Genomic DNA, 12,328 nt, shown 5'->3' on the forward strand with positions numbered 1-12,328 from the left:
AATTTGCGAGAGAAATAAAGGGGAAATGGGAATGAAAGTAAATTCTGAAAAATGTATCCGTTTTACTTTTTGTTTACAGATTGTAATAGAGATTGGAGCAATTGCTGCGTTTTTAATCCTTCTAATCCATCTACAACAGGCTTTGTATCTCCGTGTACACAGTCAATAAAATGATGAACAGCATCTTCAAAACCGCGCTGTTTTAACGTCGTATCCCATGATGGTGAACCGCTTTGTGAAACAGAGTTTTCCTCTTCAGCTTCAAATGTATTCATATTTTTTACACGAATGATTTTCCCTGTCGTTACAAGTTCAATTTGTTCTAAATTTGTACCGGCATGGCGGTGCATCGCTGTAGAAAGTAACAGTCCACTTGGAGTTGTATATGTATGATGTCCGTAAAGAAGTTCATTCTTTTCATTGATTTGCATCATATTGTGAACGACGTTAAGCTCATCATTAGCTAACCAGCGAGCAGTATCTACAATATGTAAGTAATCATCTAACATCGTAAAGTCGTACGTATATGGCCCGACTTTATTGGAACGGTGTTTTTCAATTCGAATCCATGAAATATTATGAGCTTGCTCTTTTGCCGCAACATACATAGGAACGAAGCGGCGATTAAATCCGACCATTAACTTTCGGTTATACTTTTCGCTCAACTCGACTAGCTTCTCAGCTTGTTCCACTGTAGCAGCTAGCGGCTTATCAACATAAACTTCGATTCCTTTTTTCAGAAGTTCAGAAACGATTTCATAATGCGATGCAGTTGAACTATGAACGAAGATTGCATCACATTCCGAAGCTAACGTTTCAATAGAATGAAAGTCTTGAATCCGGTACTGCTGGCAAACTTGTTTCCTTTTCTCCGCGTTAGGTGTAAACGCCCCTACAAAATTCCAATCGGTTTCTTTTGTAAGTGTTGGAAGATAGGCTTTTTGTGCAATACTTCCAAGTCCAATCATCCCAATTTTAGGTTTGTTCATGTGTATTCCCACCCTATTCATATTGATATAACGGCTTAAATGTAGCATAGGGCGGGGGAGGAAGGCAAAAATTAGCTTGTTACTTATGTCCTTCTAACAAAATCTTCTCTATCTCTTTAAAGTTATGAGCGCGAGCATGCTCTAGCGGGGTAACCCCATCGTTGTCTGGAATATTTACATCTGCACCGTGTTCAATAAGAAGGCGAATGACTTGTTGTTGTGTTTCATTTCCGTTACTTAGTACGATGGCTTCCATTAAAGCTGTCCATCCGAGGTTATTTACATGGTTTACATCGATATTTGTTCGCGTGAGGAGTTCTTTTATAACATCAATATAGCCATGTTCTGAGGCTGGAATAAGAGCTGTACCGCCGTATCGATTCGTAAGCGTTGGATCTGCGCCAGCATCAATCGTTAGTTTTAAAATGTCTAAGTAACCTTCAGCACCGGCGTACAGAAAAGGATTGTTTTTTATATCATCTTGGATATTTACGTTAGCACCAGCTTCGATAAGTGCCTTTGCGGTTTTTACATCATTTTTGTATGTAGCAATCATAAGAGGGGTACGTCCTTTACTGTCAGTTATATTTATGTCGGCCCCTTTTTTGAGTAACGATATAACAGTATTTGTTTCTTGTTTCTCAGTAGCTGCTAGTAGCGCTGTCTCCATGTTTGTCATCTCCTTTTTAACTTCTTGTTCTTGCGAGCACCCTTGTAAAAAAATTACGCAACATATCATGCTTAATGTTTTTTTGAACATGGAATCTCAACCTCCTCATTTCAACTGTAAAATAAGAACATTAAATTTTTATAAACTGACAATAAAATTACTATAAAATCGCTTGAGTATTTGAACATATATTTTTATGCTTATAAATAATAAGGTTTGATAAAGTGAAACTTTAATCAGTGGGGGTTTTGTTCATCCCCCACTGATTATTAGTTGAACCAATCGGGCTTTTATGGGCAGTTGATCTCCTACTTCACTTCTTTGCTTTCTCTGAATTTTGAGGTGGGGATCTTACTGCCCAGCAAATAGCGGGGTAAAGTGAGGATTTAATATATGTCTATTAAAACAAGGTTTTTATTTTCTTATATCGCTGTCATTCTCGTTTCTATTACGCTTATATTAGTCGCGGGATTTTTAATCGTTTTTTCGATAACAGGTGACTTGGAAGCAGTGAAAAATTTCTATAAAAGTTCTTACATTCAAAAGCCGCTTACACCAGAAGAAGAGAATGCGTATATTGAGTTGAAGTCGGCAGCAAAGAAACATCAATCTCAACTATTAGATGAATCGTTCGTTTCATCACTTGAAAAAGAAGGGGTGAAAATAGTTGTAAGAAAGGGAGAAACCATTTCTTATGCTACAAAAGTATTTGAAAGTGTATCTTTAAAAGAAGCTCTTCCAAAATTTGAATCAGCAAATATTAATAGTCGTGGTACAACGGAACTAGGCGATACATTTTATCGATATGTAAAGTTTGATTTTTATTTTCCTCAGGAAGAAGAGGGGAGTATATTTGTATTAAAGAAGCAAAGTTCATTTGTAGATCTTACACAAAAATTATTTCCGATTTTGTTTGTATCACTGTTACTGTTAGCCGTGTTGCTTATTGGATTATTAAGTTATCTCGTCTCAAGAAGTGTGATAAAACCAATTTTTGTATTGAAAGATGCGACTGAGAAAATTAAAGAAGGAAATTTAGATTTTCAAATACCAGTTACATCGCACGATGAGATAGGGCAATTGAATCAAGGATTTGAAGAAATGAGAAAGAAATTAAAAGAGTCGATAGAGATGCAAACGCAATATGAAGAAAATCGAAAAGAGCTCATTTCAAACATCTCTCACGATTTAAAAACACCGATTACATCGATTATCGGATATGTAGAAGGAATAAAAGACGGGGTAGCAAATACACCAGAAAAAATGGATAAGTACTTAACGACTATCCATACGAAAGCAAGACATATGGATACACTCATTGATGAATTATTTTTATTTTCAAAGCTCGATTTGAATCGAGTTCCATTTCAGTTTGAAACGGTTGAATTAAATATGTTTATGCAAGAATTAATAGAAGAGATGCAGATGGATTTAAGTAAAGAAGGTATAGAAGTTAACTTACAATTACATGCATCACCACTATATGTAACGGCTGATTGTGAAAAGATAAATAGAGTGATATCAAATTTAATTCATAATAGTGTGAAATACATGGATAAAGAAGAAAAGAAAATTACTGTAACAGTATCGAGTGATAACAATAAAGTTATTGTGAAAGTAATGGACAATGGATCAGGTATCGAATCTGATACACTTCCTTATATTTTTGAACGGTTTTATCGTGCAGAGCAATCGCGAAATTCTAGTACAGGTGGAAGTGGACTTGGCTTAGCGATAGCGAAGCAAATTATTGAAGAACATGGCGGGAATATTTGGGCGGAAAGCGAGCTTGGGAAGGGTACAAGTATTTTCTTCTCATTGGAAAAAGTAGAGAAATGTGGTGAGTAATTTGAAAAGAATTTTACTAATAGAAGACGAAGTAAGCATTGCAGAATTACAGCGAGATTATTTAGAAATTAGTGATTTTCAAGTTGATGTAGAACACTCTGGAGAGATAGGTTTACAAATGGCCCTGCAAGAAGACTACGATTTAATTATTTTAGATATTATGCTTCCAAAGATGAATGGATTTGAAATTTGTAAACAAATACGTGCTATAAAAGATATTCCGATTTTACTTGTTTCAGCAAAAAAAGAAGATATAGATAAAATTCGCGGGCTCGGTTTAGGAGCGGATGATTATATAACGAAACCGTTTAGCCCAAGTGAATTAGTCGCAAGGGTAAAAGCCCATATTTCTCGTTATGAAAGATTATCAGGAAATGTAAGTAAGCAACGCGATACGTTATATATTCACGGAATTTCTATTGATCAAAGGGCGAGAAAAGTTTTTATAAACAATGAAGAAATTGCGTTTACAACGAAGGAATTTGATTTATTAACATTTTTTGTAACGCATCCAAACCAAGTATTAAATAAAGAACAGTTATTTGAACGCATCTGGGGATTAGATTCCGCTGGTGATTTAGCTACTGTTGTCGTTCACATAAGAAAGCTACGTGAAAAAATTGAAAGAGATCCTGCCCACCCGCAATATATTGAAACAGTGTGGGGAGCTGGTTATCGTTTTAACGTGTAATGTACCTGCCGAGTAATTGGCAGGTTTTTTATATGCTATTTGAACGAAAGGAAAAATAGGTAATTTATGTTAAAATATAAAGAGAGATATAACATAGGAGAGTATGAGAGGGCGTGCTACATTTTGGGAGATACATTAAAAGATAGTAAATCAAACAAGGCTTTAAAGATTGGAACGAATATCATACTTATTTTATTAATTATTGGTGCAATACAAATGTTTTATGATGACGATTATACGAATGATCATTTCGGTGGGTTATTTATGATGGTCTTTTTTGGAATTAAAATAATTTCTAGTTTTATGATAAGTTTAAAAGAAGGAGATAAAAAGGCAGTATATATTGATTTAGGTTTAGTGGTTTTGTGTGTTCTTCTTTTAATTGTTACTAGTTGAAATATTTCTTTTGAAAAAAGCTCATAGTCTCATAGAGGCTGTGAGCTTTCCTTAATAATAACGGTACTGGCGTAATGATTTATAAAATGTTTGAGCAGTAGAAGTAAATTGAGTAGCCTCTTCTAAAAAAGGATAATGATTACTCTCTTCAAATGTTACAAAAATAGAATTACGTATGCCCTCATGCATCTCGATAGAATACTGAATCGGGCATTGCACATCATGTCTTCCGCACATAATAAGTGTCTTTGTTTGAATGGAAGGTAAATACTCTCTTAAATCAAATGACGGATATTCATTGGCGAAAGCGTTCATCCGGCTAGCTGACATTGTTTTTTGGATCGGTTTACCAAAATAAGAGTTATAGTTTTCTGGTTTATACAATGATAATTTTGTTCTCTTAGTAGATAGTTCTTTCCATTCTTCACTTGTAAGGAGAGGGTTTTTTAAGTTTTCGATGAGTTGTTGCATATAATGAAACTTTGGGTGTGCTGGGTGATAAATGCAAAATGGTGTTTCGGTATAATTACTTGCTGCGGCTCCGACCACGACTAATGATTGTAAGGAATTTGGATATGTAATTGCATATAAAAGTTCAAGCATACCGCCAGTTGAATGACCGGCGAAATGCCATATTGGAAGTTGTAAAGATTCTCGTATCGCTTCTAAGTCGTGAATGGTTTCAATCATACTTAATTCTTTTTCTGAATTGGCTTTTACCGAGTTACCAGCGTCTCGTAAATTAATGAGGAATACACGATGCGTAGAAGTGAAAACATCCGCAAAGTAATCACCAGTTTCATTAAATTGTGAATAGTGATGTGTAATACAAAGCGGTTCGCCATTTCCCTTTGTAAAAAGTTCAAATGTGCCACGTTTCGTGTTGATTATTTGTTGTGTCCACATAATTTCACGACCTTTCCACATAAAAATTGGGTCAAACTGTTACTAAATAAAAATATATCAGCGATTATTGGAATATATCGGCGCAACTCAAAATATATCAGCGATTATCAGAATATATCGGCGCAATCTGAAATATATCAGCGATTATTGGAATATATCGGCGCAACCTGAAATATATCAGCGATTATCAAAATATATCGATTCACCGACAGAAACAGACAATAAATAAAAGGAGGCCATTTAAAAACGAGCCTCCTTTTCATTTAATACAAAGATTTTGTCATATTATTCCGAATAATTTCAAGGGATTTCGCTACAGTTAATGCATTCTTTTCTTCAATTTCTGGTTTACGGGGGATAGGTTTATACATGTTGTCTGGGTCTTCCCATGTGAGGGGAAGTTCTGTTTCTGCTTGTCCTTTCCAAGCGTCAATCCATTCTGGAGGGAGATAACCTGAGATGTTTTGGATATTGTTCATTTCGAGCCAAATGAGTGCCCAAGCTCTTGGAACGACGCGCCAGTGGTCATAGCCACCACCGCCAACAGCGATCCAGCGACCGTCGCAATATTCATTAGCGATTTCGCGAGCGAGCTTCGGTATTTCACGGTAAATATTCATCGTTGCGCAAAGGTGTGTAAGTGGGTCGTAATAATGTGCGTCAGCGCCGTTTTGCGTTAAAATAATATCCGGTTTAAAGTATGCGGCAACTTCTTTTACGACAGTTCGATAGGAATCTAAAAACGATTCGTCTTCTGTAAAGGCATCGAGTGGAACGTTAAAAGAATAACTATAGCCATTACCTTGTCCGCGTTCATTTACAGCGCCAGTTCCAGGGAATAAATAGCGCCCAGTTTCATGTAATGAAATGGTGCATACGTTAGGATCGTCGTAAAAAGACCATTGTACCCCATCACCGTGATGAGCATCTGTATCAATATATAAAACACGTAAACCATATTTCTTCTGAATATATTTCATTGCGATGGAACTATCGTTATAAATGCAAAATCCAGATGCCTTGCCGCGGAAACCATGATGTAAGCCGCCGCCTAAATTAAGTGCGTGTTTTACTTTTCCAGAAAGAACAGCATCGACAGCAGTTAACGTACCGCCAACGAGTAATGCACTTGCTTCGTGCATATTTGGAAACATCGGTGTATCTTCTGTTCCGAGTCCATATGTCATCGCAATTGATTTTTCTAACTTACCTTCTCCAGCACGTTTAACCGCATTTATGTACTCCTCTGTATGAACGTAGGCAATCTCTTCATCTGTAGCCATCCGTGGCGGGATGACTTGGGAAGGGGAGATGAAGCCACCCTTTTGTAATAAATCATACGTAAGTGTGACGCGCAGTTGGTTAAAAGGATGATCAGGGCTAAACGAATAGCCCCGAAAGTCATCCGAATAAATAAACGCGCTACTCATGCTTGCATCCCCATGATGTTTGGCCATAATACGCGGTAGCCTTCCGCTTCAAGTGCATCAATCACCTTTAGAGGATTCATCGTTTGAATGCGGAAAACGAGTACTTTATCATTCTCATCTTTTGCTGGGTAGACGAGAACGCTCACGATATTTATTTGTAAATCACTAAAAATAGCAACGACTTTACCGAGAATACCAGGTTCATTTTTTACTTGAATTTCAATTTGTGAACTTGGTTGATGTGCTCCAGTTAATTTCACTAGCGTGTGCAGTACAGTGGATTCAGAAATGATTCCAACTAACTTTCCAGCCTTTGTTACAGGAAGGCACCCTATTTTATTTTCAAAAAATAAGGTAGCGATTTCCTCAACGAAATCGAGAGGATGGCAAGTCATAACAGGCTGTTTCATAATAAGGTCGAGCGGTTGTTTCAGCATAGCGAGTGGAACTTGTTCATCAAGAATTGATGGACTTGCATCTCTTACATCCCGATCAGAAATAATGCCTACGACATGATTATTTTGATCGACAATTGGAATGTGCCGAATGCCTTTCGTGCGTATCGTTCGGATTGCTGTTTCGATTGTATCGTTTGGGTGTAGTGTCACCACATCTTGATTCATAATTTCTTCTACAATCATTCCAGTTGCCCCCTTTATTTAGTACATAAAACGATTGTGAAAACGTAGACGATCAAATGCTTGAATAGAATCCGTATCAACGCGTTTACCGATGCGGACCATTAAACAGTTAGCGGGATGCGAGCAAATTTCAGGATCATCTGTAGCCATCCATTGTAAGCCACCAGCATTCATCATCTTTTCCATTACTTTTCGATATTCCCAAACATTTAAGCCTGTTTGTTTTAAATCCCAGTGCCAATAATATTCAGTCGTCAATATAATGTAATCTTCCATATAATCGTCCATCATTGAAACCTCTAATAAGTTCTTTCCGACAGAACAACCGCGGAAGGCTGGGACTACTTCAATCGCCCCGAGCTCAATTAAGTTTTCAATTTTTCCTTCTGACCATCGTTCGAGTGGATCAGGATACAAGTATGTAACATATCCAACAATCGTTTGGTCATGTCTAGCAATAATGAGACGGGCTTCAGGTAATTTAGAAATTTCGACAATTGCTTTATACTGCTGCTCGGCAGGACGAAACGCAACTAAATCTGGATGAAATTCATACATTTCTAAGTTATGTGTAGAGACAGGACCTTCAATAATTAAAGTACCTTTCGCTGTTTTTAAGTTTCTAGCATTGTATATTTTTTTATGAATCAATGTATTGCTCACCACCTTGAGGGTTTGTGAATCTATTAATATCGTACTTTATAATATATGCGATGTGAATCGAATTTTGTCATTAAAAATTTGTCTAAAAATCAACAAATATACTGAAAATTTTAAATAATGTCTTTATAATAGATAATAGAATACATAGGAGGGGGATGTAAAGTATGAAAGTAGAAACGCTTCCTGTCATTAAAGGAGAAAATAATTTGCCGAATTATGATGAGGCATACGCGAATTTTAACTGGGAAGAGGTTAATAAAAACTTTACTTGGAATGAGACAGGCCGAGTAAATATGGCGTATGAGGCAATTGATAAGCATGCGAAATCCGATCGAAAGAATAAAGTAGCCCTTTATTATCAAGATGGATCGCGAAAAGAGAAATATACATTTAAGGAAATGAAGGATTTTTCTAATAAAGCAGGAAACGTCCTGAAAAATTATGGCGATGTAGAAAAAGGCGATCGCGTTTTTATTTTTATGCCGCGTTCCCCAGAGTTATATTTCGCACTTCTTGGTGCTGTGAAATTAGGGGCAATCGTTGGACCGCTATTTGAAGCGTTTATGGAAGGAGCAGTTCGCGATCGTTTAGAAGATAGCGAAGCAAAGGTGTTAATTACAACGCCTGAATTGTTAGAGCGCGTACCATTAAATGATTTACCAGCTTTAAAAACAGTCTTCCTTGTTGGAGATAATGTAGAAGAAGGCGGTAAAACGGTAGCGTTTAATCCTTTATTTGAACAAGCTTCAAAAGAATTACATATTGAATGGTTAGGTCGTGAAGACGGTTTAATCCTTCATTACACGTCTGGTTCTACTGGTAAACCAAAAGGTGTACTACATGCGCAAAACGCAATGGTACAGCACTACCAAACGGCGAAATGGGTATTAGATTTAAAAGAAGATGATGTATATTGGTGTACAGCTGACCCAGGCTGGGTAACTGGAACAGCTTACGGTATTTTCGCGCCGTGGTTAGTTGGGGCATCAAATGTTATTTTAGGCGGACGCTTTAGTCCAGAAGCGTGGTATGAAGCGCTGCAAGATTACGGTGTAACAGTTTGGTATAGCGCACCAACAGCTTTCCGTATGTTAATGGGAGCTGGACAAGACGCAATTAAAAAATATGATTTATCACAAGTGCGCCACGTGTTAAGCGTTGGTGAACCGTTAAATCCAGAAGTAATTCGCTGGGGTATGAACGCATTTGGACTTCGTATTCATGATACGTGGTGGATGACAGAAACAGGTGGACAAGTTATTTGTAACTACCCTTGTATGGAAATCCGTCCAGGTTCAATGGGGAAACCAATTCCAGGTGTGAAAGCAGCGATTGTTGATAATGAAGGAAATGAAGTGCCTCCATACACAATGGGTAACTTAGCAATTGGTAAAGGTTGGCCAGCGATGATGCGTGGAATCTGGAATAACAAGCAAAAGTATGAATCTTACTTTATGCCGGGCGATTGGTACGTATCAGGTGACTCTGCCTACATGGATGAAGATGGATACTTCTGGTTCCAAGGGCGTATTGATGATGTAATTATGACGTCAGGTGAGCGCGTTGGACCATTTGAAGTAGAAAGTAAATTAATTGAGCATGCCGCTGTTGCAGAAGCTGGGGTAATTGGTATTCCTGATCCAGTTCGCGGCGAAATTATTAAAGCATTTATCGCGCTTCGTGCGGGGTATGAAGCATCAGAAGAATTAAAAGAAGAAATTCGTCAATTTGTAAAGAAAGGCCTAGCAGCTCATGCAGCGCCAAGACAAATTGAATTTAGAGATAAATTACCGAAAACGAGAAGTGGTAAAATTATGCGCCGCGTATTAAAAGCGTGGGAGTTAAACTTACCAACAGGTGACTTATCAACGATGGAAGATTAAGAGAGAAAGGTCTGAACGAAACAACGTTCAGGCCTTTCTTTTTTATGATATCATGAACTTATACATATGAGTTAAAGGGGAGAAGGAAATGAAAACAGAAAAAGAAAAGATGATACTAGGGAAGATGTACATACCGGCTGATCCAGTTTTAGTACAAGAGAGGGAGCAAGCACGTATATTAACGAGAAAATTAAATGAAACATCAGAAGTACAATTAAAAGAGCGTAGCGAAATCGTAAAAGAACTATTTGGAACGACTGGGGATAACATTCATCTTGAATCTTCTTTTAGATGTGATTACGGCTATAACATTCATGTTGGCGAAAATTTTTACGCGAACTTTGATTGTACAATTTTAGACGTATGCCCAGTAACAATTGGAGTGAACTGTATGTTAGCTCCAGGTGTTCACATTTATACAGCAACACACCCGCTTGACCCAGTAGAGCGCATAAGCGGATCAGAATACGGAAAACCAGTTACGATTGGTGATAACGTATGGATTGGCGGAAGAGCGATTATTAATCCTGGTGTCACAATTGGAGACAACACGGTGATCGCATCTGGTGCAGTCGTAACGAAAGATGTGCCGGACAATGTAGTAGTTGGCGGAAATCCTGCGAAGATTATTAAAAAAATAAAATAATATTTGAACGAAGTGCCTTCCTCGTCTGTATACATTTATGAAAGAATAGATGAGGGAGGCTTTTTTATGTCTAATAAATTACTTCTTGCTTTTGCTTTACTTGGAATTATAGTCGTATTTTCTTGTGGTTTGCTATTACCGATGCCAATCGGATTTAAAGTATCAATGATTACAGCTGGGGTTATGATGATTGTTATGTTTTCAATCATTATTCCGTTTGATAGAAGACATATAGTACGGAAAAATGGATATAAAATTGATTTTACAAAAACAAAAGTGTATTTTCGCTGGAATGTATTTGATACAATTTCGGCTTGTCTGGCAGTGTATGCATGTATATGCGTGCAAGTATTAAATATTTTAGTTTCAACGGGACAAACAATTCAAAACCCGTATGTTCAATTTTTTACGAATCAATCGCAAGTATGGATTATTGTCGCAAGTTGCTATTTAATTTCCCGCATTTCGTTAACGTTAAAAGGAATAAAGGAGATCAAAAATCATGGCGCAGATTGGGATTGAGGAGGAACTCATGCTTGCGTATCAAAATGGAGATAAACAGGCGGGAGAAAAACTATATGTTTTGATCAAACCAGCGCTATATACATTTTTATATCGATTTAATCGGGATGAACAATTAAGTATCGATCTCGTGCAAGATACGTTTTTGACGCTAGAGCGTAAGAAACATATGTATGAACCTGAAAAAGGCAAAATAAAAACGTATTTATTTCAAATTGGTTATCGTCTTATGATTAATAAATTAAATAGGAGAAAAAAGTGGCGTACGCTTTTGCCGTTTTTAGTGCCGATTCCGGAAAAAGAATTCTCTCACGAAGATCGGCTCACCGTAAGAGAAGCGATTTTGAAAGTTCCGGAAGAACAGAGAGCTGTCCTCATTCTTACTTATTATCACGATATGCAGCAAAAAGAGATTGCAAAGATATTAAACATTCCGATTGGAACAGTGAAATTGAGACTTCATAACGGAATAAAGAAATTAAAACAATTGCTGGAGGTGGATGAAATTGAGCGAAAATCCCTTTAAGAGTGAATATAAATTAAAGCAGCATTTAGATAGTGACCATGTAGAAATACCAGACTTTCCAAAAACGGTAAGTCGCTTCGATCAATTAATCGGATTTCTTGGTTCTCCAGCGAAAGATCCTGTAGAGGCGACGATTGGGAATGATTTATCAGTTGTGTTTCACGTATCGTTATTAGTTGGTGTTCCAATTCTTTCTCTTGTTACGATACTCTTTGCGACGTTGTAAAGGATTGGCAAGAAGAGAAATCCGGCCCTTATTTGACACGCCTATATAAATGATGGTATAAAGAAAAGTATATGAATAATTGAGCGTGGAAAGGGAGAAGTAGTGATCATTTCCCTGTTTTAGAGAGCTGATGGCCGGTGAAAATCAGCACATAGATGATCGCGAATTACGCCCCTAGAGCATCTTTTTTCGATTGAATTGTATTCAAAAGGGAAAAGACGGTGCTAAGCCGTTATGTAAATAAGGTGGTAGGCTTTTTTGGTCTGCAACTAGGGTGGTAACGCGATAATC

Annotated in this window: 14 protein-coding genes and 1 other annotated feature (1 of these 15 only partly in view); of the genes, 8 read left to right on the forward strand and 6 right to left on the reverse strand. The window is 37.2% G+C overall.

All coding sequences use genetic code 11. The features are described from left to right. Positions 1–62: 62 nt before the first annotated feature. Together DN390_RS03355 and DN390_RS03360 are read right to left on the reverse strand one after the other, a co-directional pair. On the reverse strand, positions 63–989 hold the full coding sequence (locus DN390_RS03355) for a Gfo/Idh/MocA family protein (RefSeq protein ID WP_147806598.1): 927 nt from the start codon (positions 987–989) through the stop codon (positions 63–65). Positions 990–1,068: 79 nt separating this feature from the next. After that, entirely contained in the window at positions 1,069–1,749 is a 681-nt protein-coding gene (locus DN390_RS03360) for an ankyrin repeat domain-containing protein (protein ID WP_147806599.1), read from the reverse strand. A 303-nt stretch (positions 1,750–2,052) separates the two neighbouring features. Here DN390_RS03360 and DN390_RS03365 point away from each other — a divergent pair, with 303 nt between their 5' ends. The 3 genes from DN390_RS03365 (at position 2,053) to DN390_RS03375 (ending at position 4,594) form a co-directional block, all read left to right on the forward strand. Continuing rightward, positions 2,053–3,507 carry a sensor histidine kinase gene (locus DN390_RS03365; protein ID WP_147806600.1) on the forward strand — a complete coding sequence of 485 codons (1,455 nt, stop codon included), beginning with the start codon at positions 2,053–2,055 and terminating at the stop codon, positions 3,505–3,507. A gap of 1 nt (position 3,508) precedes the next feature. After that, the gene (locus DN390_RS03370) at positions 3,509–4,198 is read left to right on the forward strand and encodes a response regulator transcription factor (protein ID WP_002039721.1); all 690 of its coding nucleotides are present in this window, start codon (positions 3,509–3,511) and stop codon (positions 4,196–4,198) included. Between the two features lie 123 nt (positions 4,199–4,321). After that, positions 4,322–4,594: a hypothetical protein gene (locus DN390_RS03375; RefSeq protein WP_147806601.1), complete on the forward strand. Its 273-nt coding sequence runs from the start codon at positions 4,322–4,324 to the stop codon at positions 4,592–4,594. A 51-nt stretch (positions 4,595–4,645) separates the two neighbouring features. Here the strand turns inward: DN390_RS03375 and DN390_RS03380 are convergent, their stop codons facing one another. The 4 genes from DN390_RS03380 to acuA form a co-directional block, all read right to left on the reverse strand. Then, on the reverse strand, positions 4,646–5,521 hold the full coding sequence (locus DN390_RS03380) for an alpha/beta fold hydrolase (protein WP_147806602.1): 876 nt from the start codon (positions 5,519–5,521) through the stop codon (positions 4,646–4,648). A gap of 242 nt (positions 5,522–5,763) precedes the next feature. Then, positions 5,764–6,930 (reverse strand): acetoin utilization protein AcuC, encoded by a 1,167-nt coding sequence (gene acuC / locus DN390_RS03385; protein ID WP_147806603.1) that lies wholly within the window; start codon positions 6,928–6,930, stop codon positions 5,764–5,766. Beyond that, positions 6,927–7,571 (reverse strand): acetoin utilization AcuB family protein, encoded by a 645-nt coding sequence (locus DN390_RS03390; protein WP_000634565.1) that lies wholly within the window; start codon positions 7,569–7,571, stop codon positions 6,927–6,929. Before DN390_RS03390 ends, acuC begins: the two co-directional genes overlap by 4 nt. An 18-nt stretch (positions 7,572–7,589) precedes the next feature. After that, complete coding sequence (gene acuA, locus DN390_RS03395) at positions 7,590–8,222, reverse strand: acetoin utilization protein acetyltransferase AcuA (protein ID WP_060632556.1); 633 nt, start codon at positions 8,220–8,222, stop codon at positions 7,590–7,592. Positions 8,223–8,398: 176 nt separating this feature from the next. On the opposite strand from acuA, the gene acsA reads away from it, so the two are divergent. The 5 genes from acsA (at position 8,399) to DN390_RS03420 (ending at position 12,037) form a co-directional block, all read left to right on the forward strand. Continuing rightward, positions 8,399–10,117: an acetate--CoA ligase gene (gene acsA, locus DN390_RS03400; RefSeq protein ID WP_147806604.1), complete on the forward strand. Its 1,719-nt coding sequence runs from the start codon at positions 8,399–8,401 to the stop codon at positions 10,115–10,117. An 88-nt stretch (positions 10,118–10,205) separates the two neighbouring features. Next, positions 10,206–10,763, forward strand: a complete 558-nt coding sequence (locus DN390_RS03405; RefSeq protein ID WP_147806605.1) for a maltose acetyltransferase domain-containing protein — start codon at positions 10,206–10,208, stop codon at positions 10,761–10,763. A gap of 66 nt (positions 10,764–10,829) precedes the next feature. After that, positions 10,830–11,285, forward strand: coding sequence for a hypothetical protein (locus DN390_RS03410; protein WP_147806606.1), 456 nt, complete (start codon positions 10,830–10,832; stop codon positions 11,283–11,285). Continuing rightward, complete coding sequence (locus tag DN390_RS03415; RefSeq protein ID WP_147806607.1) at positions 11,266–11,811, forward strand: RNA polymerase sigma factor; 546 nt, start codon at positions 11,266–11,268, stop codon at positions 11,809–11,811. Before DN390_RS03410 ends, DN390_RS03415 begins: the two co-directional genes overlap by 20 nt. Then, entirely contained in the window at positions 11,792–12,037 is a 246-nt protein-coding gene (locus DN390_RS03420) for a hypothetical protein (RefSeq protein ID WP_147806608.1), read from the forward strand. Before DN390_RS03415 ends, DN390_RS03420 begins: the two co-directional genes overlap by 20 nt. A gap of 77 nt (positions 12,038–12,114) precedes the next feature. After that, positions 12,115–12,328, forward strand: a binding site (T-box leader) (it continues 15 nt past the right edge of the window).

Source organism: Bacillus sp. SH7-1 (assembly GCF_008042405.1).
In the GTDB taxonomy this organism is placed as follows: domain Bacteria; phylum Bacillota; class Bacilli; order Bacillales; family Bacillaceae_G; genus Bacillus_A; species Bacillus_A thuringiensis_N.